We start from the raw sequence: 22,353 nt of genomic DNA on the forward strand, positions 1-22,353 counted from the left end.
GACTCAGGCGGCGTGCGCGGGACCGCCACCCCCGAGCGCATGATCACCGGCAGCGACGACCCGAAATCGCTGCGGGACGAGGTCTTCTCCACGGTCTTCGACGCTCATTGGGCGGCGATCCGTCACCACATCGAAGGCGTCGTCGTCGATGACGGCGAGGTCACCCAGATCGTCTCTGAGGTCTTCGTGACGGCCTGGGCTCGACTGGATCCGCGCAAGCCGATGGGGCGCGTGTGGCTCCTGCGCGCCGCCGATCGTGCGCTGCGCGCGCGCTCGCACGGCGCGAGCACCCGATCGAGCACGGCGGCAGCGGTGCACGAGGGGATCCGCGGTCCGCGCGACGAGGCGGATGCGACCGAGCAGGCGGCCGTTCTGCGTGCTCTCTCTGTACTCCCGGCCCGCGAGAGGCGTATCATCGTGCTCACGTACTGGGATGGGTTGTCGGTGGGGGAGATCGCCGAACTCGCGCGGATCTCCGTGGCCCGTGTGCGCAAGACGTTGCTTCGCGCACAGGAACACGTGCGCGAAGCGCTGAGATCGGAGGGGGTGATCGTCGATGACTGACAGTGCTCTGCTCGAGCGCGTGCTCACCGACGCCGACCCGGCGCGCACACCGCGGGAATCCGCACCCGACCTGCGAGCCATCGCGTTGCGGGATCGGATCCTGCGCGATACGCGCGCCCCGCGCCAGCGCCGCGCGGTCGTCGCCGGATGGGCGTCGGGGCTCACCGTCGCTGCGGCATCCGCCGTCGTCGCGGTCGCCGTCATGGTTCCGCAGAACGCGGCCGTGGCCGGCACACCCCTCCCGCTCGAGTTCGATGCCGGCGGAACGGCCGCTCAGATTCTCGACGACGCGCAGGCCGCCCTCGCGACGAGCGACGGACCCGCCGGAGCGGAACGCGCCGTCCAGTCCGCATCGTGGTCGTTCGCGGTGGACATGGGCACCCGCGAGACCGAGGTCGTGCCGCAGCTCGTGACGACGACCTGGAATCCGGATCTGTCCGGGCGAACGGTCGCGATCGAGGGCGTGCCTTACGATCCCGCGGATGCCGCCGCGAACGTCGGCTCCGAGATCTCGAGCAGCGGCGAGGTCGCGTGGGAGCTCGATATGGCGCCGGGCGAGTTCGCCGCGCCCGTCGTCGACATGCCCGCTGCCACGCCGGACAACATGCGGGCGGTGCTCGAGGCCTACTGGTTGCCGAGCGATCCGACCGGCTTCGACGTCGTCGCCGCGATCAGCTCGGCCAAGGGGCAGTGGACGCTCACGAACGCCCAGGAGTCCGAGATGCTCGGCATCCTGGAGCAGGTGCCGGGGGTCGAGGCGTTGGGCACCTCGACCGATCGACTGGAGCGACCCGTGACCGCGCTGCGCGTCCCGTCACCGGACGGCACCTCGAGCGATGTCGTCCTGCTCTCCGCCGACACCGGGCGCATCGTCGGTGTCGAGCGCACCAACCTCCTCGACAACGAGGCGTTCGCCGCGGGCGCCATCATCTCGTACCAGCTCTGGGACATCGAAGGGATTCTGTGATGAGGCCTCCCCGTGCCGTGTTCTCGGCCCTGATCGTCGCCGGCCTGCTCGTGGTAGCCACCCCCGCTGCGGCTTCCGCCGCGACCGGGGGAGACGAGGTCGATCCGCAGATCGCGCAGATGCTCGACGAGATTCCCGGGGGCGTGCTCATCGACGCGCATCGCGCGGTCTGGCCGGCGCTCGACATGGAGGTCACGGTTCCGTCGGGCCCGGGTGGGCTCTTCGCCCGCGCCGCCGTGGGAAACTGCGCGTCCGGACGGATCTGCGCCTTCAGCGCCGGCTCGCTGTCGGGGACGAGCGTGTCCTGGGGCACGTGCGGAACGCTCACGGTGCCGAGCGGTTTCGTGCCCCGATCCCTCGCCAATGCCCGGAGCTCCGGCTACGCCCAGGCGCGCAACAGCGCGGGCGGCGTGCTCGCGACGGCGAACGCCGGTGGATGGGTGAACGTCGGCGGGACGGCGAAGACGGTCCGCTGCGTCCTCTGAGCCCATCGTCCTCCTAGGACGCGTCGAACTCGTTCAGAGCGGGGAGGACGATGACCGTGCCGTCACCGTACTCCGCGTCGACCGCCCGCTGGAGCTGTCCGTCGTCCCAGACGACCTGCACCCAGACGTAGCCGCGCTCGGTCCAGAGGGTCAGTGCGTCGCTGCCGAGGCGTGAGCTCAGATCGTCCTGGATCTCCGTCAGCTCGGCGGCGGTCGCATCTCCCTCGATGCCTCCGGTCGGATCGTCGGGTCGCTCCGGGTCGTACAGGGCCAGCAGCACGGGCGGGTCGGTGACGGTGATGCTCTCGCCGTCGTACCGTCCGGTCACCGCGTAGGCGCCCCAGGTCGTCTTACCGCTGGTCTCGCTCCCGTCGACGCCGTCCCAGCTCCATCCGATGAGCGGCACACCCGTGCACTGCGGCGGGTACGACTCGGCGACGCCGCCGAGGCACAGTTGCACCTCTCCGTCGACGTCGAGCACCGTGCCGGTGCCGCGCACGCGTCCCGTCGGCGGCTCGGAGACGATGCCTGAGAAGTCCTGCGCCTGAGGGTCGGCGCTGCTCGTCGGTGACCCACCCGCGCCGGGACCCGTCGCGCAGGCGGTCAGGGTCGACGCGAGCGCCGTCGCGAGGGCAGCGGACCAGAGGAGATGGCGACGCAGTGGTGTGCTCATACCCACCAGTGTCGTCGAGACGGCGTTCGTCTCACGTGCACGGCGGACGGGGCATCCTGCTAGCATGACCACATGCCTTTCGGCGGTCTGCTTCTTCTTAGCTGCCGCGACGAGTCCTAAGAGCTAGGGCCTTCCTCGTCGCGGCGCTTGTGTTGGCCCGTACATTCTGACGAAGAGAAGAAGCCCATCATGCAGAACACGCAGCGCCCCTCCGGGATGCCGATCCACAAGTACCGGCCGTTCCACGAGCAGATCACCGTCGACCTCCCGGACCGCACCTGGCCCGATGCCCGCATCACGACCGCGCCGCGCTGGTGCGCCGTCGACCTCCGTGACGGTAACCAGGCTCTCATCGACCCGATGTCGCCCGAGCGCAAGCGCGTGATGTTCGAGCTCCTGGTGAACATGGGATACAAGGAGATCGAGGTCGGCTTCCCGTCGGCCAGCCAGACGGACTTCGATTTCGTCCGCCAGCTGATCGAAGAGAACCTGATCCCTGACGACGTCACGATCCAGGTGCTGACCCAGGCGCGCGAGCACCTGATCGAGCGCACCTACGAGTCGATCGCCGGCGCGAAGCAGGCCATCGTCCACCTGTACAACTCGACGAGCGTGCTGCAGCGCGAGGTCGTCTTCCGCACCGACAAGCAGGGCATCATCGACATCGCCCTCGAGGGTGCACGACTCTGCCGCGAGTTCGAGAAGCGCATCCCCGAGACGCAGGTCTACTACGAGTACTCGCCCGAGAGCTACACGGGTACCGAACTCGAGTTCGCCGCCGACATCTGCAACCAGGTGATCGAGGTCTTCGAGCCGACGCCCGACCGCAAGGTCATCATCAACCTGCCCGCCACGGTCGAGATGGCATCGCCGAACGTGTACGCCGACTCGATCGAGTGGATGAGCCGGCACCTGAACCACCGCGAGAACGTGATCCTCTCGCTGCACCCGCACAACGATCGCGGGACCGCGATCGCCGCGGCCGAGCTCGGCTACATGGCCGGTGCCGACCGCATCGAGGGATGCCTGTTCGGCAACGGGGAGCGCACGGGAAACGTCGACATCGTCGCACTCGGCATCAACCTGTTCACGCAGGGGATCGACCCGCAGATCGACTTCAGCGACATCGACCAGGTCAAGCGCACGGTCGAGTACTGCAACCAGCTGCCGGTGCCCGAGCGCAGCCCCTGGGCGGGAGACCTGGTCTTCACCGCGTTCAGCGGGTCGCACCAGGACGCGATCAAGAAGGGCTTCGAGGCAATGGCCGTGCGGGCCGACGCCGAGGGCGTCACGGTCGACGACATCGAATGGGCGGTGCCCTACCTGCCGGTCGATCCGAAGGATCTGGGTCGTTCCTATGAGGCCGTCATCCGCGTCAACTCGCAGTCCGGAAAGGGTGGCGTCGCCTACCTGCTGAAGGCCGACCACGCGATCGACCTGCCGCGCAAGCTGCAGATCGAGTTCTCCGGCGTCGTGCAGACGAAGACGGATGCCGAGGGCGGTGAGGTCACGAGCGACCAGATCTGGTCGATCTTCAACGACGAGTACCTGCCGGCCGCATCGAGCGAGGACAAGTGGGGGCGCTTCGAACTGCTCGCCACGCAGACCCGCAGCGACATGTCGGGTGACGTGGTGCTCGACGTCACTCTCCGTGACGACGACCAGCAGGTGGCTGTCGCGGGGAACGGCAACGGACCGATCGCCGCCTTCATCGAGGTGCTGCGCGCGCAGGGCTTCGACATCACGCTCTACGACTACGTCGAGCACGCTCTCAGCGCCGGCGGCGACGCGCAGGCCGCAGCCTATGTCGAGCTGCAGATCGGCGATCAGCGCCTGTGGGGCGTCGGCATCGACGGCGACATCTCGACCGCGTCGCTCAAGGCCATCGTGTCGGGTGTGAACCGCTCGATCCGCGCTCGGCAGGGCGAGCTCGCCGCCGTCTGAGCGGTTTCGTGACGCGACCCTTCGTCTCGTCGCTCCGTTCCTCGCTCAGGGACCGGTTTCAGGCCGGTTCCTGAGCGAGCGGAGTTCGCAGTCGGGCCCGGTTCCTGAGCGAGCGGAGCGAGACGAAGGGCGCTTCCCGGCCCCCTTCCGCGCATTGGGGATCACTGCGCTGCCCGCAGGACTTCGCGGGTGAGTACGCTGTGGCCATGACCCGGCAGAAGCCCGACGAGATTCACGAGTTGCGTCGTCGCCTCGACGAGGTCCGCCGTCTCCATCACGAGGCGTGGCTGGGCGGCATGAGTCTCGGAGGAGGACTCGCACTACGTGACACGCAACTTCGCCTGGAAGAGGAGGGGCGGGACCTCGAGGCTCGTCTGATCGAGCTCGGCGAGGACCCGTCGGACGGGAAGCGGAGACTGCTCTGAAGGATGTCCGGCGCGCCACCCGAAGATCCGAGATGGCGTATGGCCGTGATGCCGGTGGGCGTTGACGGACCACGAGCGCGCGAATGCGTCAGCGAGGCCTCAGGGCTTGACGATCGGGATCGCCCCGGTCTCGGCGGCGACCTTGCGGCGGTAGAGGCGCCGTTGCTCGGGCAACGAGACGTCGAAGCTCACCGCGAGCACGCGGATCACCGCGGTGACGGCGATGCCGATGACCGCCGCGAGGGGGATCGACATGCCCAGGGCGTGCGCGATGACGATGAACGCGCATCCGCCACCGGCGGCCACGGCGTACAGCGAGCCGACGTGCATGATCGCGGTCGGCAGGCCCATGAGCATGTCGCGCAGCACGCTGCCGCCGACCGCTGCGCAGACGCCGATGAAGACGGCGGGAACCTCGGGGATGCCGAGGGCGAGGGCTTTGCTCGTGCCGAAAGCGCCGAACATGCCGATGACGATCGCGTCGAGCCCGACGATCACCTTGTTCAGACGTGTGAAGAGCCCGGCGAGCAGCATTCCGAAGAGTGCGGCTCCGGTCGCCGTCACGAGGTACCACTGGTTCTGCAGTGTCGCCGGGGTCTGCCCGAGCAGGATGTCGCGGATGAGACCGCCGCCCATCCCGATCATGATCCCGATGATCGCGACGCCGAGCCAGTCGAGGCGTCGCTGACCCTGGAAACCGGAGGCGAACAGGGCTCCCTGGACGCCGCCGAGCCCCACGCCCAGCAGATCCGCCCAGAACGGGATGATGAAGAGCGGTTCGGTCACCCGTCCATTGTCTCGCACGGAGGATAATCGAGGGATGCCCACCTATCGAGACGAAGCGGTGATCCTGCGCACCCACAAGCTGGGGGAGGCGGATCGCATCGTCACGATGCTGTCGCGGCAGCACGGCAAGATCCGCGCGGTCGCGAAGGGTGTGCGGCGCACATCGTCGAAGTTCGGCTCGCGGCTCGAGCCGTTCATGGTCGCGGACGTGCAGCTCTATCGGGGGCGCTCGCTCGACATCGTGCAGCAGGCGGAGTCGCTCGGCTCCTACGGCGCCGACATCGTCGCGCACTACGAGCGTTTCACCGCCGCCAACGCGATGGTCGAGACGGCAGATCGGTTGAGCGATGCCGAGGCGACTCCCGATCAGTACCTGCTGCTCGTCGGCGGTCTGCGCGCGCTGTCACGAGGTGAACACGCCCCCCGCAGCATCCTCGATTCCTACCTCCTGCGCGTCATGGCCCTGTCGGGGTGGGCACCCTCGTTCGGCGAGTGCGCCCGATGCGGTACTCCCGGCCCGCACTCGACCTTCGTCGTTCAATTGGGTGGCCTGGTGTGCACGTCGTGCGCGCCGGCGGGCAGCCCGCGCATCGGCGAGAAGGCGCTGGGTCTGCTGCGCGCGCTCATGGCCGGCGAGTGGGATGCCGTCGACGCGGCGTCCGCCGCCGACACCGCCGCCGCATCGGGCCTCATCAGCGCCTACGCCCAATGGCACCTCGAGCGCGGCATCCGCTCGCTCGCGCACGTATCCGACATCCCCGGAGGAGCACGGTGACCCCGAAGCCCTACACGCACAAGGACGCCGTCGCGTACCGTCCCCTCGACTGGACGGGGGTGCAGCCGCCGGCGTTCCGCGCGGTGCCCGAGCACGTGGCGATCGTCATGGACGGCAACGGGCGCTGGGCGAACCGTCGGGGACTGAGCCGCGTCGAGGGCCACAAGGCCGGCGAGGAGGTGCTCCTCGATGTCGTCGCCGGTGCCATCCAGGCGGGGGTCAAGCACCTCTCGGTCTATGCTTTCTCGACCGAGAACTGGGCACGCTCGCCCGAGGAGGTGCGCTTCCTCATGGGATACAACCGCGACGTGCTGCACCGGCGTCGCGATCAGCTCAACGAGTGGGGTGTGCGCGTGCGCTGGGCGGGCCGCAAGCCGCGGCTGTGGGGCAGCGTCATCAAGGAGCTGCAGTACGCCGAGCAGCTGACGCGCGGCAACGACGTCCTGACGCTCACGATGTGCGTCAACTACGGCGGACGCGTGGAACTCGTCGATGCGATGCGCTCGATCGCGGCGGATGTCGCCGCCGGCCGGGTGAAGCCGAACGCGATCACCGAGAAGATGATCCGTCGCAACCTCTACGTGCCGGACATGCCGGACGTCGATCTGTTCCTGCGCAGCTCGGGTGAGCAGCGCACCTCGAACTTCCTGCTCTGGGAGTCGGCCTACGCCGAGATGGTCTTCCTCGACACGCTGTGGCCGGACTTCTCCCGCGAGGAGCTCTGGCGGGCGATCGGGATCTACCTGTCCCGCGACCGACGCTTCGGCGGCGCGATCGACGCGCCCGACGCCTCGGCCTGAGCGCGGAGCCACCGCTCCGCCGCGCGCGGATGCCGCAGACGCACGATCGTGAGATGCGGGAACGCGGCGGCGGCCACGGGCATCCGCTCCGTCCATTTGTCGAGCGTCGCGATCTGCCAGGCGAGGATGCTCTCCTCGGGCGAACCGCGGAACATGCGCCAGATCGGCTTCTCGACGTTGCCGTTCCACATCTTGGTGCGCAGGATGCTGCGACCGATCGTGCGACGCAGCAGTCGCGAGCGCACGACTCTGTAGGGGTAGTCGAGCCAGATCACGAGTTGCGCGCGCGGGGCGAGGATCCGATCGGTGCCCTTGCTCGTGTACTGCCACTCGGTGACCCACCGGTCCTCGGACGCGAAGGCCCGCACATCGTCGAGGAACTCCAGCCGCGGAGTCCAGTCCGGGCCGTGGAAGAGCCCGTCGATCTCGACGTGGCGCAGCCCCCAGAGCCGAGCGACGCGGCCGGCCAGGGTCGTCTTGCCCGAACCCGTGACCCCCGCCACCAGCACGCGCTGCGGCGCCCAGGGGAGCGGATCGTCGGCGGACAGCATCCGTCGATCCTAGCGACGCCGGAATACGGGGTGGAGTGATGGGGTTGGATGAGGGTGTGAGCGAACCCATCTCCATCGACATCTGGTCCGACATCGCCTGCCCGTGGTGCTACATCGGCAAGCGCAATCTCGAGAAGGGGCTCGAAGCCGTCGCCGGTGATGACGACGCCCCGCAGGTGAACGTCACCTTCCACTCGTTCGAACTCTCGCCCGACACCCCCGTCGACTTCGACGGCGACGAGATCGACTTCCTCGCAGGCCACAAGGGAATGCCGCGCGACCAGGTCGAGCAGATGCTCGCCAACGTCACCGGCGTCGCCGAGAAGGCGGGCCTCCAGTACCGCTTCGATCTGCTGCAGCACACGAACACCGTCAAGGCGCACGAGCTGCTGCACTTCGCCAAGGCGCACGGCCTCCAGCACGAGCTGGAGGAGCGACTGATGTCGGCCTACTTCACCGAGGGCAAGCACGTCGGCCGCATCGACGACCTCGTCGCCCTCGCGGTGGAGGTCGGCCTCGACGCCGACGCCGCGCGGGAGGCGCTCGAGACCGCGCAGTACCTTCCCGCCGTCCGTCAGGACCAGGCGCAGGCGCGCGCCTACGGCATCCAGGGTGTGCCGTTCTTCGTGATCGACGGGCAGTACGGGATCAGCGGCGCGCAGCCGCCGGCCGCATTCGAGAACGTGCTGCGTGACCTGTGGTCCAAGCGCGGAGACGCCGAGCTCGAGGGCGACGCGGAGGCCGAAGCCGCCGCCGTCTAACGCGTGAGCGCGCCTTCGATGGCGCTCACGATCGCGGGGTCGTCCGGCTTCTGCTTCGGCCGGAACCGGAGGACCTCGCCGTCGGGCAGCACCAGGAACTTCTCGAAGTTCCACTCCACGCGTCCGGCCTTGCCGTTCGAATCGGGCGTCTCCTTGAGAGCCTTGAAGAGTTCGGCGGCATTCCGGCCGTTGACCTTCACCTTGTCGTTCACCGGGAAGGTGACGCCGTAGGTGGTCGAGCAGAACTCCGTGATCTGCTCCACGGAACCGGGCTCCTGCAGGAACTGGTTGCTCGGGAAGCCCACCACGCTGAAGCCGCGATCACCGTACAGACGCTGCAGCTCCTCGAGCTGCTCGTACTGCGGGGTGAGTCCGCACTTCGACGCGACATTCACCACCAGCAGCACATCGGCGCCGAGGTCATCGAGAGTCTTCTCGTTGCCCTGCGCATCGGTGAAGGGGATCGAACGGAGCGCGGAATCGGTCATACTCCACAGCTTAGGTCGATGGGGCACCACAGGCTCCGCGTCTGGGAGAATGGTCAGGACATGACTCTCGCCACCGCATCCGCGCGCACGCTTCGCATCGGTCCCATCGACCTCGACGTGCCGGTGGTCCTCGCGCCCATGGCCGGGATCACGAACACCGCCTTCCGTCGTCTGTGCCGTGAGTACGGCGCCGGCCTCTACGTCAGCGAGATGATCACCTCGCGCGCGCTCGTCGAGCGCAACGAGACGACGATGCGTCTGATCCGCCATCACGAGAGCGAGACGCCGCGGTCGATCCAGCTCTACGGCGTCGACCCGAAGACCATCGCCGAGGCCGTGCGCATCATCGTCGCCGAGGACCACGCCGATCACATCGACCTGAACTTCGGATGCCCCGTCCCCAAAGTGACGCGCAAGGGTGGGGGAGCGGCGCTCCCCTGGAAGAGCTCGCTCTTCAGCGACATCGTCACGCAGGCCGTCAAGGCTGCGGGCGACGTTCCGCTCACGGTGAAGATGCGCAAGGGCATCGATCCCGACCACCTCACGTTCCTCGACGCCGGGCGCGCAGCCGAAGACGCGGGTGTCGCCGCGGTCGCCCTGCACGCCCGCACCGCCAGCGAGTTCTACTCGGGCAACGCCGACTGGAACGCGATCGGCGAACTCAAGCAGGCCGTCACCAGCATCCCGGTGCTCGGCAACGGCGACATCTGGTCGGCCGACGACGCCGTGCGCATGATGGCCGAGACCGACTGCGACGGCGTGGTCGTCGGACGCGGATGCCTCGGCCGCCCCTGGCTGTTCGGCGAACTGGCCGCCGCCTTCGGCGCCGAGAGCCACTCGGTCGACGCGACCCTCGGATTCGTGGCCGATGCCTTCCGCCGGCATGCCGAGCTGCTCGTCGAGTTCTTCGAGGACGAGGACCGCGGGTGCCGCGACGTTCGCAAGCACGTGGCCTGGTACTTCAAGGGCTACCCGGTGGGAGGCGACATCCGCACCGGACTCGCGACGGCGTCGAGCCTCGCCGAGATCGACGACCTGCTCGGACGCCTCGATCACACCGCGCCCTATCCCGGAGCGGATGCCGAGGGCCAGCGCGGACGCGCCGGCCGTCCCAAGCGCCCGGCGCTTCCGGACAAGTGGCTCGACTCGCGCGAGATCGCCGCATCGGCCTCGGAGATGATGCGCGGAGCAGAGATCGAGAACAGCGGTGGGTGACGCGGTCACACCGGCGCGCGCACCTCGCGGCGACGGATACGACGCGCGCGACGCCGAGCGCTTCTTCGCCGAGACCCATCGTTCGGAGCGCGACGATTTCGCCCGCGACCGGGCCCGCGTCCTGCACTCGGCGGCCCTGCGCCGCCTCGCCGCCAAGACGCAGGTGCTGAGCCCCGCGAGCACGGCCGACTTCGCCCGCAACCGCCTCACCCACTCGCTCGAGGTGGCGCAGGTGGGGCGCGAACTCGCCACCGCTCTGGGGGTCTCGGCCGACGTCGTCGACACCGCCTGCCTCAGTCACGATCTCGGGCATCCGCCCTTCGGCCACAACGGTGAGCGTGCGCTCAACGAATGGGCGGCCGACATCGGCGGATTCGAGGGCAACGCGCAGTCACTGCGCATCCTCACCCGTCTCGAGGCGAAGGTGCTCGACGACGACGAGCGCTCCGTCGGACTCAACCTCACACGCGCGAGTCTCGACGCCACGTGCAAGTACCCGTGGACGGTCGACAGCCCGGTGCCCGACCCCGGTGGCCGGCTCAAGTTCGGCGTGTACCCCGAGGACGAGGCCGTCTTCCGCTGGATGCGCGAGGGTGCGCCCGGGCGTCTGCGCTGCATCGAGGCCGAGATCATGGACCTCTCCGACGACATCGGCTATTCGGTGCACGACTTCGAGGATGCGATCGTCAACGGCTACCTCGACGTCGCCCAGCTCTCGGATCCGTCAGAGCACGAGGCCCTGCTCGGACGCATCCAGCAGTGGGTGGGGTACGACTTCACGCGCGAGGAGCTGGCCGACGCGCTCTACCGTCTCTCGTCGCAGTCGATGTGGCTCTCGTCGTTCGACCGCAGCCGCCAGTCGCTCGCGCGTCTGAAGAACCTGACGAGCGACCTGATCGGGCGCTTCGCCCGCGCGGCCGTCTCGGCGACCCGCGAGGCCTATGGCAGCAAGGCCCTGGTGCGCTACAACGCACACGTCGTCGTGCCGCGCGTGGTCGAGGCCGAGATCGCCGTGCTCAAGGGCATCATGGGCCAGGCCATCGTGACGATCGAGGCGCGCAAGGGCGTCTACAAGGAGCAGCGCCGAGTGCTCACCCGTCTCGCAGACGCACTCTGGCAGACCGACACACTGTGGTCGGCCGGCGCCGATGTGCTCGAACCGGCGTTCGCCGCGGACTTCCACGACGCCGAGACCGATGACCAGCGCGCCCGCGTCATCGTCGACCAGATCGCCAGCCTCACCGACCAGAGCGCGATCGACTGGCACAACCGACTCGTGGGCGAGATCGACCCGGCCGAGGTCGGCATCTGGACCCCCCGTCACGCACGCCCCGGGGCGCGCGCGCACGCCGAGAGGTCGACCGTCGTCGAAGGGGCCCGCTGATGCCCCGCATCCGGCAGGCCGACGTCGACGAGGTCAAGTCGCGCACGAACATCGCCGACATCGTGGGGGAGCGCGTCGCGCTGAAATCCGCCGGTGTCGGATCGCTCAAGGGACTCTGCCCGTTCCACGACGAGAAGAGCCCGAGCTTCCACGTGCGCCCGCAGGTGGGGTACTACCACTGCTTCGGGTGCGGCGAGTCGGGAGACGTCTACTCGTTCCTGCGCGAGATGGACCACGTGAGCTTCACCGAGGCGGTGGAGCGCCTCGCCGGCCGCATCGGTTACACCCTCCACTACGAGGACGGCGGTGCGGCTCCCGAGACGAGCGGTCGGAGCCGGCTCTATGCCGCGAACACCGCGGCGGCCGAGTTCTTCCGGGCGCAGTTGCTGTCGGCGGATGCCGAGGCGGGGCGACGGTTCCTCGGCGAGCGCGGCTTCGACGCGGGTGCCGCCGCGCACTTCGGCGTGGGCTTCGCGCCGCGCGGATGGGACGGCATGCTCAAGGCGCTGACGGCCCAGGGCTTCACGCGCGAGGAACTCAGCACCGCGGGCCTGGTCTCCACCGGGCAGCGCGGCGTGTACGACCGGTTCCGCGGGCGCTTGGTCTGGCCGATCCGCGATGTGTCGGGCCAGACGATCGGGTTCGGCGCGCGCAAGCTCTTCGACGACGACCAGGGGCCGAAGTACCTCAACACCCCCGAGACGCCGATCTACAAGAAGGCGCAGGTGCTCTACGGTCTCGATCTCGCCAAGCGCGACATCTCCCGCGGAGATCCGCGGCGCGTCGTGGTCGTCGAGGGCTACACCGATGTCATGGCGTGCCATCTCGCCGGCCTCACGACGGCGGTGGCGACCTGTGGAACGGCCTTCGGCGCCGAGCACATCAAGGTGCTGCGCCGGGTGATGGGCGACGACAACGCCTCGGGCGAAGTCGTGTTCACGTTCGACGGCGATGAGGCGGGACAGAAGGCGGCGCTGCGCGCGTTCACCGAGGACGACCGCTTCAACGCGCAGACGTTCGTGGCCGTGGCCCCCGACAGCCTCGACCCCTGCGACCTGCGGCTGCAGCGCGGTGATGCCGCGGTGCGCGGCCTCATGGACGCCAAGGTGCCGATGTTCGAGTTCGCGATCGACCGCAAGCTCGCCGGCTTCGACCTGGCGACGGTGGAGGGGCGCGTCGGTGCTCTGCGCGCGGCAGCCCCGATCGTGGCCGAGATTCGCGATCGCCTGTTGCGTCCCGGATACGAGCGCGTGCTCGCCCGCCGTCTGGGCATGGATCCGACCGAGGTGCACACCGAAGTGGAGCGCTCGGCGCGGGGCGGCTCGCAGAGTGCCCCGTCGCGGCGCGAGACGGTACCGTCCGGCGGGGGTGAGGGAGCGGCATCCGGAATCGCGCCGGTCACGCTCGCGAGCCTGCCGCGCTCGGCCGATGTCGCCGTGGAGCGCGATGCGCTGATGGGAGCGCTGCAGTACGGTCACCAGATCGACCAGCCGCTGCTCTCGCGGGCGCTCGGCGCCCCCCTGCGCACCCCGGCCCTCGATGCCGTGCGCGAGGCCGTGGCCGCCGCTGCCGACCGCACGCGGGCGGGGTGGGCGACGGATGCCGTCAACAGCGTGCGCGAGCCGTACCGCACGCTCGCGGGTGAACTGCTCATGATGCCTTTCCCCGCGCGCAACGAGGAGGGCGCCGTGGCCAGCACCACCGATCTCGCGCGACGCCTCATCATGCGGCAGCTCGAGAGTGAGAAGCAGGAGCTCCTGGGCGCGGTCCAGCGGGTGCCCGCCGACTCCGACGGCGGTCGTGCGCTCCGCATGCGATTGCGCGACATCGACATCGAGCGTCAGCGGTTCGTCGAGTCGTAACCCCCCACGGCCGTCGGGGGAGGGCAGGATGGGATGCATGTCCCGCAGGCACGCCTCCACCCATGCCATCGACTGCTCCGATCTGGTCATCGACCGGATCGGGCATGGCTCTCCGACGCGTGCGGTCGACGGCGTCTCGTTCTCGCTCGCCCCGGGCGCGCTCCTCTGCATCGCCGGTCCTACGGGGTCGGGTAAGTCGAGCCTCGTGGCGGCGCTGGCCGGATCCACCGATCCCTCGGTGAAGGTCGTCGGCGGCCGCGCGGAGGTCTGCGGCGTCGACGCGCGGCGTCCCGGTCGCAAGCACCGCGTGCTCACCTACCGCACGGGTTTCGTGCCGCAGGGCGCCGGAGCCGATCTTCCGCCCCGGCTCACCGTCAACGAGGTGATCGCCGAACCCATCCTGATGCGCGAAAAGCGCGTGAACAGCAAGGCGCTCTCGATTCGCGTCGCCACGCTGCTCGACGAGCTGCATCTCCCGCTCGGCACCGCGGCGAAGTTCCCCTACGAGCTGAGCGCGGGAATGCGCCAGCGCGTGGCGATCGCCCGCTCGTTCGTGCTCGAACCGCAGGTGCTCATCGCCGACGAGATCCTCGCGAACCTCGATCTCGAGGTGCGTCCGGTGGTCTTCGATGCGATCACCCGCCGCCGGAAGGAGCAGTCGATGGCGGCTCTGCTCGTCACGAACGACGCCGACTTCATCCGTGAGCTCAACGCCGAGACGCTCATGCTGCGCGCCGGGCACGTGGTCGCGCGGGGGGTCGGGAAGGACCTGCTCTGGGTGCCGAACGCGGAGGCGGATTCCCGGCGCTGAGCGCGACACGCCCGAGAGCGCGATAACCGCCTCCGGTGTCACGTGCACCGCTCGGAGTTTGCTAAGCTTGTCGAGTTGCCCGCGCAGCGGAGCACATTCCTCGGTAGCTCAATTGGCAGAGCAGCCGGCTGTTAACCGGCAGGTTCTTGGTTCGAGTCCAAGCCGGGGAGCCAATGAAAAGCCCCTCTTCGGAGGGGCTTTTCCCTTTTCTCGGTCGGCCCTCCTCGCCTCGCCGCTCAGGCGTTCGGCGAGGGTGTCCGGCCGGTCTCGCGTGCGCTCGGGGAATACGAGGGGTAGAGTGGCGTTGCATCTAATACCCCCAGGGGGTATCCACGAACACTCCGAAGGAGTTCTCATGAGCGACACCACCGCCGACTACCGGGTGACCGGGATGACCTGCGGCCATTGCGAAATGTCGGTCCGCGAGGAGGTCGAGCAGATCGTGGGCGTCGAGATCGTCGACGTCAGCGCGCAGACCGGCATGCTGCGCATCACCGCTGCGGACGTCGACGATGCGCAGATCCTCTCGGCCGTATCCGAGGCCGGGTACTCGGCCGTCCGCGTCTGATGGCCGCCGGGGCGATCGGCGTCGACCTCGAGATCGGCGGGATGACGTGCGCGTCGTGCGCGACGCGGATCGAGAAGAAGCTGAATCGGCTCGACGGGGTGACCGCCACGGTCAACTACGCGACCGAGAAGGCGTCGGTCGCGGCGCCGGAGGGCTACGACCCGGCCGTCCTGATTGCCGAGATCGAGAAGGCCGGGTACACGGCGGCGCTGCCCGTCCGCGCACAGGATGCCGAACCGGATGCCGCGGGCGACCCCGAGCTCGACGGCCTGCGCACCCGGCTGTGGGTCTCCGTCGCGCTGGCCGTCCCCGTCATCGCGATGGCGATGATCCCGGCGCTTCAGTTCACCTACTGGCAGTGGGCCTCGTTGACGCTCGCGGCTCCCGTCGTGGTGTGGGGCGGGTGGCCGTTCCACCGGGCGGCCTGGGTGAACCTCCGACACGGTGCGGCGACCATGGACACGCTCGTGTCGATGGGAACGATCGCGGCGTTCCTCTGGTCGCTCTACGCGCTGTTCTTCGGCATGGCGGGCATGCCGGGTATGACCCATCCGTTCGAATTCGTCCTGACGCCGACCGACGGCGCCGATGCGATCTACCTCGAGGTCGCGGCGGGTGTGACGATGTTCATCCTCGCCGGTCGCTACTTCGAGAAGCGGTCGAAGCGTCGTGCGGGTGCGGCGCTGCGCGCTCTGCTGGAGCTCGGAGCGAAGGACGTCGCGGTGCTCCGGGGAGGTGTCGAGCAACGCGTCCCGGCGGACGATCTACGGATCGGCGACGAGTTCGTGGTGCGCCCCGGTGAGAAGATCGCGACCGACGGCATCGTCGTGTCGGGTACCTCGGCCGTAGACGCCTCGATGATGACGGGCGAGTCCGTTCCCGTCGAGGTCGCCGCGGGAGACTCCGTCACCGGCGCGACCGTGAACGCCGGCGGCCGCCTCGTCGTCCGGGCGACACGGATCGGGGCCGACACCCAGCTCGCGCAGATGGCGCGACTGGTGGAGGAGGCGCAGACCGGAAAGGCCGAGGTGCAGCGCCTGGCCGATCGCATCTCGGGTGTCTTCGTGCCGATCGTTCTGGTGATCGCGCTCGGCACGCTCGTCACCTGGTTCGCCGTCGGTGCGTCGGCCACGATGGCGTTCACGGCGGCCGTCGCGGTGCTGGTCATCGCCTGCCCGTGCGCCCTCGGCCTGGCGACGCCGACCGCGCTGCTCGTGGGTACCGGTCGCGGAGCCCAGCTGGGGATCCTCATCAAGGGCCCCGAAGTGCTCGAATCCACGCGCGCGGTCGACACGGTCGTGCTCGACAAGACGGGAACGGTCACCCTGGGTGCGATGAGCCTCGTGGACGTGATCGTCGAGCCGGGAGCGGATCGCACACGACTGCTCCGCCTCGCCGGTGCCCTCGAGGCCGCCTCCGAGCATCCGATCGGACGGGCGATCGCGCAGGCGGCGGAGGTCGAAGCCGGCACGCTTCCGGCGGTCGACGGCTTCGTCAACCACCCGGGCATCGGAGTGGAAGGCGTCGTGGACGGGCATCGCGTGCGCGTCGGCCGCGCGACGATGTTCGCCGGAGCGACGAGCACTCGCGACCACTCCATCCACGGTTCCCATGAGGAGGCGGGGCGCACGGTCGTGACGGTCGGCTGGGACGGATCGGTCCGAGGCGTGCTCGTCGTGGCGGATGCCGTGCGGCCGACGAGCGCCGCAGCGGTCGAGCAGCTGAAGGCGCTCGGCCTCACCCCGGTGCTGCTGACGGGCGACAACGCGGCCGTCGCGCGTCATATCGCTCGCGAGGTCGGCATCGACGAGGTCATCGCCGAGGTGCTCCCCGCGCAGAAGGCCGAGGTCGTCGCGCGGCTGCAGAGCGAGGGACGAACGGTCGCGATGGTCGGCGACGGCGTCAACGATGCGCCTGCGCTCGCGCGTGCCGACCTCGGCATCGCGATGGGAACGGGAACGGATGCCGCGATCGAGGCATCCGACATCACGCTGGTCCGCGGGGATCTGCGCAGCGCGGTCGACGCGATCCGCCTGTCGCGCCGCACCCTGCGCACGATCCGGACGAACCTGTTCTGGGCCTTCGCGTACAACGTGGCGGCGATCCCGGTCGCCGCCCTCGGGCTGCTGAACCCGATGCTGGCCGGCGCCGCGATGGCGTTGTCGAGCGTGTTCGTGGTCGGCAACAGTCTGCGCCTGCGCGGATTCCGCAGTGGCGCACGAGACGAGCGGAGAGATCGATGAGCGAGACGCACCCCCGAGCGCACCGGGAGCACGAACACGAGATGCCATCCCACGGAGGCCAGGCGAAAGTCGACGACCATTCCGGACACCCCGAGCACGCCGGACACTCCGGGCACGCCGGTCATTCCGGCCACGGCGACCACGTGGGCCAGTTCCGGCGACTCTTCTGGATCAACCTGGTGCTCGCGTTCCCCGTCGTGCTGCTCTCCCCGATGTTCGCGATGATCATCGGCTACGAGATCCCCGACGGCCCGGTGCGTTTCGTCGCCCCGGTGATCGGTTCGGTGATGTACGTGTGGGGCGGCAGGCCGTTCCTCCAGGGCGCCGTCGGCGAACTGCGCGCGCGACGCCCCGGCATGATGCTGTTGATCGCCCTCGCGATCACGGTCGCCTTCTTCGCCTCGTGGGGAGCGACGCTCGGGGTGCTGCATCACGAGCTGGAGTTCTGGTGGGAGCTCGCCCTCCTCATCGTGATCATGCTGCTCGGTCACTGGATCGAGATGCGCTCACTCGCGCAGACGACGTCGGCGCTCGACTCGCTGGCCGCGCTCCTGCCCGACGAGGCCGAACGCATCGAGGGCGAGCGCACCGTGCGCGTGCCGCCGGACGAACTCCGCGTGGGCGATCTCGTCGTCGTGCGTCCCGGCGCACGGGTACCCGCCGATGGCCGGATCGTCGACGGCAGCGCGGCGATGGACGAGTCGATGATCACCGGGGAGTCGCGTCCCGTGACCCGTACGCCCGGCGACATCGTCACGGCGGGCACGGTGGCGACCGATTCGGGCCTCCGCGTCGAGATCACGGCGGTCGGTGAGGACACGGCGCTGGCCGGTATCCGTCGACTCGTCGAGGATGCGCAGAACTCCACCTCGCACGCTCAGCGGCTCGCCGACCGTGCGGCGGCGCTGCTCTTCTGGTTCGCCCTGATCTCGGCGGCGGTGACCGCCGTGGTGTGGTCGGCCGTCGGCGACGTCGATGCCGCCGTCGTGCGCTCGATCACGGTCCTCGTGATCGCCTGCCCGCACGCCCTGGGTCTGGCGATCCCGCTCGTGGTCTCGATCGCGACCGAACGCGCCGCTCGCGCGGGCATCCTGGTGAAGGACCGGTTGGCGCTCGAGCGCATGCGCACCGTCGACACGGTGCTGTTCGACAAGACCGGAACGCTGACGCGCGGCGAGCCGGTCGTCACCGACATCGCGGCGGCCGCCGGAGTCGATCCGGCCCGTGTGCTCGCCGTGGCGGCGTCGGCGGAGGGTGACAGCGAGCATCCCCTCGCCCGGGCGATCGTCCGCGCGGCGGAGGAGCGTGGACTCGACACCCCGTCGGCCGTCGGCTTCTCGTCGTCGCCGGCGGTCGGGGTCCGGGCGACCGTCGACGGTGCCGATGTGCGCGTGGGCGGTCCGAAGCTGCTCGATGAGATCGGAGCGCACGAGCTGCCCGTCGCCGAGACATGGCGGGCGACGGGCGCGATCATCCTGCACGCGGTGGTCGACGGTACGGTGATCGGCGCATTCGCGCTGGCCGATGAGGTGCGCGCCGAGTCCCGTACCGCGGTCGACGACCTGCGTCGTCGCGGCGTGGAGGTCGTCATGATCACCGGAGATGCGCAGGCGGTCGCGGATGCCGTCGCCGCGGAGCTCGGCATCCGACGTGTGTTCGCGGGGGTGCGTCCGGAGGACAAGTCGGCGAAGGTCGCGGAGCTGCAGCGGGAGGGCAGGATCGTCGCGATGGTGGGCGACGGCGTGAACGATGCTCCCGCGCTGGCACAGGCGGACGTCGGGATCGCGATCGGGGCGGGCACCGACGTGGCGATCGCTTCGGCCGGGGTGATCCTGGCCAGCTCCGACCCGCGCTCCGTCGTGTCCGTGATCGAGCTGTCGCGTGCGACCTACCGCAAGATGTCGCAGAACCTCTGGTGGGCGGCCGGATACAACCTGCTCTCCGTGCCTCTGGCCGCGGGTGTGCTGGCGCCGATCGGGTTCGTGCTGCCGATGTCGGTCGGTGCGGTGCTGATGTCGCTGTCGACGGTCGTCGTCGCGCTCAACGCCCAGCTCCTGCGCCGGCTCGACCTCCGACCCGACGACCGCGACGTTCTAGCGGGAAGCTCCCGCGAGCGTGCCGGTCACGGGGCCTGAGGGGTCGAAGATCACGCACTGGATGGTCCGGTCGTCGTGCTCGTCCCACGAGGTCTCGCTCGGGATGAGGGGGAACACCTCGAACACCGACTCGGCCTTCTCGAGACCGATGAACGCCGTGTAGGGCTCTCCGATGCACTCCATGCTCGCCGCGTCGATGTCGGTCTCCGAGAAGTCGCCGTCGGGCATGGTGATCTCGTGGAAGACCTCCTGGTCGTGGGGCTCCGTGCAGGGCACCACGTCGATGTCTTCGCGCAGCCCGCTGGGGGCGTCCATCATGCAGTCGCCGAGCTCGAGGGCGACGATGTCGATGGTGGCCTCCTCCGTCACCTGACCGGTCCCGGAATCGCGTTCGGGTTCGTCCGAACTGCTGCATCCGAGCAGGGTGAGTGAGAGAGTCGCCGTGAGTGCGAGCGCGGCGAGGCCGCGGTGTGTATGCCGGGTCATGTGCGGCCTCAGCCTTCCAGGTCGTCGACGCCGGGCAGCCAGCTGGCGCCGGGCCGGCCCCAGCCGCGCTTACGGGCGATCTTCTGCGCGGTCTTCCAGTCGCCGTCCGACAGGCGGTCCACGTAGAGGATGCCGTCGAGGTGGTCGAACTCGTGCTGCATGATGCGTGCGCGCCATCCGTCGACCGCGATCGACACCGGTGCGCCCTCGAGGTCGATGCCGGTGACCCGGACGTGCTCGGAGCGGCGCAGCGGGAAGCGCTCGCCCGGGAACGACAGGCATCCCTCGGACTCCAGGTCGGGATCGGGGGAGCCGGGCTCGATCGGAGTGATCCAGAGCTCGGGATTGATGATCACGCCGCGCCAGGGCTGATCGTCGTCATCGACGTACGAGTAGGTGTAGATGCGCAGGGCGACGCCGACCTGCGGTGCGGCCAGACCGACACCCGGAGCGATGTCCATCGTGTCGAACATGTCGGCGACGAGGGTGCGGATCTCATCGGTGATCTCGTCGACGGGAGAAGCGGGGGAGTGCAGGACGGGGTCGCCCATGATGCGAATCGGAAGTACAGCCACGTCACAACCCTACTGGGCGCACTGCGACGGGTAGGGTCGTAGGGTGAGCGCAGGGGTGTGGAAGTGAACTCGGTAGAAGACGTCGGCGAGCAGCTCGTCGGTGTCTTCCAGAACCCCGGGCTGCTCCTCGGCATCCCGCTCGCGCTGGCCGGTGCGGTGTTCATGTCGCTCGGCGCGCAGTACCAGCACCGCGGCGTCGAGAAGGTCGAGCGCCTGAGCGGTTCGCAGGGGACGTCGGGCCTCAGCTTCGACCAGCTCCGCCGGCTGCTCACACGCCCCTCCTGGATCATCGGCACCCTGATGCTGGGCCTGGCGATCGTGTGCCAGCTCGCCGCTCTCGTGCGCGCTCCGCTCATGGTCGTGCAGCCGCTCGGCGCCATCGCGCTGGTGATCACGACACTGTTGAACGCCCGCATCTCCGGGCACTCGCCGACGAAGAAATCCATCACCGCGATCATCTGCTGTGTCGGCGGCATCTTCCTGTTCGTCTTCTTCGCCGCGCTGTTCGCCACCGAGCGCGAGGTGCAGGATCGCGAACTGTTCGTGATCCTCGCCATCCTCCTCGTCGTGATCATCGTGCTCGGCGCCTGCTGGCTCGTATTGCGGCACCGCATGCGCGCCCTGTTCTACGTGATCGGCGCCGGTGTGCTCTACGGCTTCGTCGCCACCCTGGCGAAGGTCGTCATCAAGCGCATCGAGGCGGGGCAGTTCGAGTGGATCACCGCGATCTGCGTCATCGCCCTCGTCGCGGCCGCGGCGGTCGGGGCGTACTTCGTGCAGACCGCCTACAGCTCCGGCCCGCCCGACCTCGTCATCGCCGGCCTCACGGTCGTCGACCCGCTCATCGCCGTGCTCATCGGAATGGTGATCCTCGGCGAGGCGGCCGCTGCACCGCCATGGGCGCTCGTGATCTACGGCGTCGCCGGGGCCATCGCGGTCTACGGCGTGGTCAATCTCGCCCGCTACCACCCGCAGGTGCTCAGCGAGAGCCAGGAGATCGGCATCACGCGCGGCAGCGACGGCGGCACCGCAACGACGAACCCCGGCGCCGAGCAGGCACCGGGGTCCGAGGAGACGGATCGTCCGTAGAGCGGTTCTCGGTCCGCCCGATCAGTACGCCTGATCGATGAGATCCGGCGAGACCTCGGAGGCCGCGGCCTCGTCGACGAAGAACACCGTGCGCTTGCGCCCGCGGGCACCGGCGACCGGAACACTCGTGTAGCTCGCACCGGCGAGGGCCAAGCCCAGCGCCGACGCCTTGTCGGCGCCCGTGAGCACCAGCCAGACGCGCTTCGAGGTGTTGATGACCGGACGCGTCAGCGTGACGCGCTCGGGCGGAGGCTTCGGCGAGTTGCGCACGGGGAGAGCGGCCGCATCCGTCACCGTGACCTCTTCGCGATCGGGGAAGAGCGAGGCGATGTGCCCGTCGGGCCCGACCCCCAGGAAGCACACCGCGAACGCGGGCCACGGGTTCTCGTCGGTGCCGAAGCGCGCGAGCTCGGCGGCGTACGCGGCCGCCGCCTCGTCGAGGGTGAGGCCGTCATCGGAGCCGGCGACCTCGTGGATGTTCTCGGGCGGTACCGGGATGTGGTCGAGCAGCGCGTTGCGCGACTGGAGTGCGTTGCGATCGGCGTCGTCGCGCGGCACGAAGCGCTCGTCGCCCCACCAGAAGTGCACGAGCGACCAGTCGATCGACGCGGCCCGCGGGTCCTCGCGCGTTGCCGTCAGGACCGCGCCGCCCATCGAACCGCCCGTGAGGGCGACGTGGGCGACGCGACCGTTGACGGTACGGGCGCGCAGGCGCGTCAGGAAACGATCGGCGACCCGTGCGGCCACGTCGGTGGGGGTGGCCTCGACCACGACCCGCTTCTCTGCGGACGTTGCGTCGCTCACG

At 69.3% G+C, this 22,353-nt stretch carries 23 protein-coding genes and 1 tRNA gene; 17 read left to right on the plus strand and 7 right to left on the minus strand.

Annotated features, from left to right (window positions below; all coding sequences use genetic code 11):
• Positions 1-12 precede the first annotated feature (12 nt).
• From WFJ97_RS01090 to WFJ97_RS01100, 3 genes are read left to right on the plus strand one after another with little or no spacing between them, the layout of a single operon-like run.
• Positions 13-564: a sigma-70 family RNA polymerase sigma factor gene (locus WFJ97_RS01090; protein WP_336640192.1), complete on the plus strand. Its 552-nt coding sequence runs from the start codon at positions 13-15 to the stop codon at positions 562-564.
• Positions 557-1,531, plus strand: a complete 975-nt coding sequence (locus WFJ97_RS01095; RefSeq protein ID WP_336640193.1) for a hypothetical protein — start codon at positions 557-559, stop codon at positions 1,529-1,531. The genes WFJ97_RS01090 and WFJ97_RS01095 overlap by 8 nt, the downstream gene beginning before the upstream one ends.
• A complete protein-coding gene (locus WFJ97_RS01100) occupies positions 1,531-2,016 on the plus strand; it encodes a hypothetical protein (protein ID WP_336640194.1) in 486 nt (161 codons plus the stop codon). Before WFJ97_RS01095 ends, WFJ97_RS01100 begins: the two co-directional genes overlap by 1 nt.
• Before the next feature lie 13 nt (positions 2,017-2,029).
• Here the strand turns inward: WFJ97_RS01100 and WFJ97_RS01105 are convergent, their stop codons facing one another.
• Positions 2,030-2,689, minus strand: coding sequence for a hypothetical protein (locus WFJ97_RS01105; RefSeq protein ID WP_336640195.1), 660 nt, complete (start codon positions 2,687-2,689; stop codon positions 2,030-2,032).
• 189 nt (positions 2,690-2,878) lie between these two features.
• Between WFJ97_RS01105 and leuA the strand changes: the two genes are divergently transcribed.
• On the plus strand, positions 2,879-4,633 hold the full coding sequence (gene leuA / locus WFJ97_RS01110; protein WP_247622233.1) for a 2-isopropylmalate synthase: 1,755 nt from the start codon (positions 2,879-2,881) through the stop codon (positions 4,631-4,633).
• A gap of 206 nt (positions 4,634-4,839) precedes the next feature.
• Positions 4,840-5,058, plus strand: a complete 219-nt coding sequence (locus WFJ97_RS01115) for a hypothetical protein (protein WP_336640196.1) — start codon at positions 4,840-4,842, stop codon at positions 5,056-5,058.
• A gap of 99 nt (positions 5,059-5,157) precedes the next feature.
• Here the strand turns inward: WFJ97_RS01115 and WFJ97_RS01120 are convergent, their stop codons facing one another.
• Complete coding sequence (locus WFJ97_RS01120; protein ID WP_247622234.1) at positions 5,158-5,844, minus strand: trimeric intracellular cation channel family protein; 687 nt, start codon at positions 5,842-5,844, stop codon at positions 5,158-5,160.
• 34 nt (positions 5,845-5,878) lie between these two features.
• On the opposite strand from WFJ97_RS01120, the gene recO reads away from it, so the two are divergent.
• Positions 5,879-6,619, plus strand: a complete 741-nt coding sequence (recO, locus tag WFJ97_RS01125) for a DNA repair protein RecO (protein ID WP_336640197.1) — start codon at positions 5,879-5,881, stop codon at positions 6,617-6,619.
• The gene (locus WFJ97_RS01130) at positions 6,616-7,419 is read left to right on the plus strand and encodes an isoprenyl transferase (RefSeq protein ID WP_336640198.1); all 804 of its coding nucleotides are present in this window, start codon (positions 6,616-6,618) and stop codon (positions 7,417-7,419) included. Before recO ends, WFJ97_RS01130 begins: the two co-directional genes overlap by 4 nt.
• On the opposite strand, the gene WFJ97_RS01135 is transcribed toward WFJ97_RS01130, so the two are convergent.
• A complete protein-coding gene (locus WFJ97_RS01135) occupies positions 7,359-7,970 on the minus strand; it encodes an AAA family ATPase (protein ID WP_336640199.1) in 612 nt (203 codons plus the stop codon). The two genes, WFJ97_RS01130 and WFJ97_RS01135, sit on opposite strands and share 61 nt — an antisense overlap.
• Positions 7,971-8,026: 56 nt before the next feature.
• Here WFJ97_RS01135 and WFJ97_RS01140 point away from each other — a divergent pair, with 56 nt between their 5' ends.
• On the plus strand, positions 8,027-8,731 hold the full coding sequence (locus tag WFJ97_RS01140; RefSeq protein ID WP_336640200.1) for a DsbA family oxidoreductase: 705 nt from the start codon (positions 8,027-8,029) through the stop codon (positions 8,729-8,731).
• On the opposite strand, the gene WFJ97_RS01145 is transcribed toward WFJ97_RS01140, so the two are convergent.
• Positions 8,728-9,219 (minus strand): glutathione peroxidase, encoded by a 492-nt coding sequence (locus WFJ97_RS01145; protein WP_336640201.1) that lies wholly within the window; start codon positions 9,217-9,219, stop codon positions 8,728-8,730. The genes WFJ97_RS01140 and WFJ97_RS01145 overlap by 4 nt on opposite strands.
• A 60-nt stretch (positions 9,220-9,279) precedes the next feature.
• On the opposite strand from WFJ97_RS01145, the gene dusB reads away from it, so the two are divergent.
• From dusB to WFJ97_RS01185, 8 genes are all read left to right on the plus strand, one after another.
• The gene (gene dusB, locus WFJ97_RS01150) at positions 9,280-10,434 is read left to right on the plus strand and encodes a tRNA dihydrouridine synthase DusB (RefSeq protein ID WP_336640202.1); all 1,155 of its coding nucleotides are present in this window, start codon (positions 9,280-9,282) and stop codon (positions 10,432-10,434) included.
• Complete coding sequence (locus WFJ97_RS01155) at positions 10,427-11,818, plus strand: deoxyguanosinetriphosphate triphosphohydrolase (RefSeq protein ID WP_336640203.1); 1,392 nt, start codon at positions 10,427-10,429, stop codon at positions 11,816-11,818. The genes dusB and WFJ97_RS01155 overlap by 8 nt, the downstream gene beginning before the upstream one ends.
• Positions 11,818-13,680: a DNA primase gene (gene dnaG / locus WFJ97_RS01160; RefSeq protein WP_247622242.1), complete on the plus strand. Its 1,863-nt coding sequence runs from the start codon at positions 11,818-11,820 to the stop codon at positions 13,678-13,680. The genes WFJ97_RS01155 and dnaG overlap by 1 nt, the downstream gene beginning before the upstream one ends.
• Before the next feature lie 37 nt (positions 13,681-13,717).
• Positions 13,718-14,491, plus strand: coding sequence for an ATP-binding cassette domain-containing protein (locus WFJ97_RS01165; protein WP_247622243.1), 774 nt, complete (start codon positions 13,718-13,720; stop codon positions 14,489-14,491).
• 97 nt (positions 14,492-14,588) lie between these two features.
• Positions 14,589-14,664, plus strand: a tRNA-Asn gene (locus tag WFJ97_RS01170).
• Positions 14,665-14,846: 182 nt separating this feature from the next.
• Positions 14,847-15,059 carry a heavy-metal-associated domain-containing protein gene (locus WFJ97_RS01175; RefSeq protein WP_336640204.1) on the plus strand — a complete coding sequence of 71 codons (213 nt, stop codon included), beginning with the start codon at positions 14,847-14,849 and terminating at the stop codon, positions 15,057-15,059.
• Positions 15,059-17,302, plus strand: a complete 2,244-nt coding sequence (locus WFJ97_RS01180) for a heavy metal translocating P-type ATPase (RefSeq protein WP_336640205.1) — start codon at positions 15,059-15,061, stop codon at positions 17,300-17,302. Before WFJ97_RS01175 ends, WFJ97_RS01180 begins: the two co-directional genes overlap by 1 nt.
• A gap of 41 nt (positions 17,303-17,343) precedes the next feature.
• On the plus strand, positions 17,344-19,437 hold the full coding sequence (locus WFJ97_RS01185; protein ID WP_336640206.1) for a heavy metal translocating P-type ATPase: 2,094 nt from the start codon (positions 17,344-17,346) through the stop codon (positions 19,435-19,437).
• Here WFJ97_RS01185 and WFJ97_RS01190 read toward each other — a convergent pair.
• Entirely contained in the window at positions 19,396-19,884 is a 489-nt protein-coding gene (locus tag WFJ97_RS01190) for a hypothetical protein (protein ID WP_336640207.1), read from the minus strand. The two genes, WFJ97_RS01185 and WFJ97_RS01190, sit on opposite strands and share 42 nt — an antisense overlap.
• Positions 19,885-19,892: 8 nt before the next feature.
• Positions 19,893-20,459, minus strand: coding sequence for a peptide deformylase (gene def, locus WFJ97_RS01195; RefSeq protein WP_336640208.1), 567 nt, complete (start codon positions 20,457-20,459; stop codon positions 19,893-19,895).
• Positions 20,460-20,516: 57 nt separating this feature from the next.
• Here def and WFJ97_RS01200 point away from each other — a divergent pair, with 57 nt between their 5' ends.
• On the plus strand, positions 20,517-21,548 hold the full coding sequence (locus WFJ97_RS01200) for a DMT family transporter (RefSeq protein WP_404596276.1): 1,032 nt from the start codon (positions 20,517-20,519) through the stop codon (positions 21,546-21,548).
• A gap of 21 nt (positions 21,549-21,569) precedes the next feature.
• Here WFJ97_RS01200 and pgl read toward each other — a convergent pair whose 3' ends face one another.
• The gene (gene pgl, locus WFJ97_RS01205) at positions 21,570-22,352 is read right to left on the minus strand and encodes a 6-phosphogluconolactonase (protein WP_247622250.1); all 783 of its coding nucleotides are present in this window, start codon (positions 22,350-22,352) and stop codon (positions 21,570-21,572) included.
• Between the last annotated feature and the right edge of the window lies 1 nt (position 22,353).

This window comes from Microbacterium sp. USHLN272 (genome assembly GCF_037149655.1).
In the GTDB taxonomy this organism is placed as follows: Bacteria; Actinomycetota; Actinomycetes; order Actinomycetales; family Microbacteriaceae; genus Microbacterium; species Microbacterium galbinum.

Excerpts from the sequence above, each read along its gene's own strand:
- leuA (WP_247622233.1), top strand. The coding sequence starts at position 2,879 with ATGCAGAACACGCAGCGCCCCTCCGGGATGCCGATCCACAAGTACCGG.
- WFJ97_RS01165 (WP_247622243.1), top strand. The coding sequence starts at position 13,718 with ATGTCCCGCAGGCACGCCTCCACCCATGCCATCGACTGCTCCGATCTG.
- WFJ97_RS01185 (WP_336640206.1), top strand. The coding sequence starts at position 17,344 with ATGCCATCCCACGGAGGCCAGGCGAAAGTCGACGACCATTCCGGACAC.
- WFJ97_RS01180 (WP_336640205.1), top strand. The coding sequence starts at position 15,059 with ATGGCCGCCGGGGCGATCGGCGTCGACCTCGAGATCGGCGGGATGACG.
- WFJ97_RS01190 (WP_336640207.1), bottom strand. The coding sequence starts at position 19,884 with ATGACCCGGCATACACACCGCGGCCTCGCCGCGCTCGCACTCACGGCG.
- dnaG (WP_247622242.1), top strand. The coding sequence starts at position 11,818 with ATGCCCCGCATCCGGCAGGCCGACGTCGACGAGGTCAAGTCGCGCACG.
- WFJ97_RS01175 (WP_336640204.1), top strand. The coding sequence starts at position 14,847 with ATGAGCGACACCACCGCCGACTACCGGGTGACCGGGATGACCTGCGGC.
- dusB (WP_336640202.1), top strand. The coding sequence starts at position 9,280 with ATGACTCTCGCCACCGCATCCGCGCGCACGCTTCGCATCGGTCCCATC.
- WFJ97_RS01145 (WP_336640201.1), bottom strand. The coding sequence starts at position 9,219 with ATGACCGATTCCGCGCTCCGTTCGATCCCCTTCACCGATGCGCAGGGC.
- WFJ97_RS01115 (WP_336640196.1), top strand. The coding sequence starts at position 4,840 with ATGACCCGGCAGAAGCCCGACGAGATTCACGAGTTGCGTCGTCGCCTC.
- WFJ97_RS01095 (WP_336640193.1), top strand. The coding sequence starts at position 557 with ATGACTGACAGTGCTCTGCTCGAGCGCGTGCTCACCGACGCCGACCCG.
- WFJ97_RS01105 (WP_336640195.1), bottom strand. The coding sequence starts at position 2,689 with ATGAGCACACCACTGCGTCGCCATCTCCTCTGGTCCGCTGCCCTCGCG.
- WFJ97_RS01100 (WP_336640194.1), top strand. The coding sequence starts at position 1,531 with ATGAGGCCTCCCCGTGCCGTGTTCTCGGCCCTGATCGTCGCCGGCCTG.
- WFJ97_RS01135 (WP_336640199.1), bottom strand. The coding sequence starts at position 7,970 with ATGCTGTCCGCCGACGATCCGCTCCCCTGGGCGCCGCAGCGCGTGCTG.
- recO (WP_336640197.1), top strand. The coding sequence starts at position 5,879 with ATGCCCACCTATCGAGACGAAGCGGTGATCCTGCGCACCCACAAGCTG.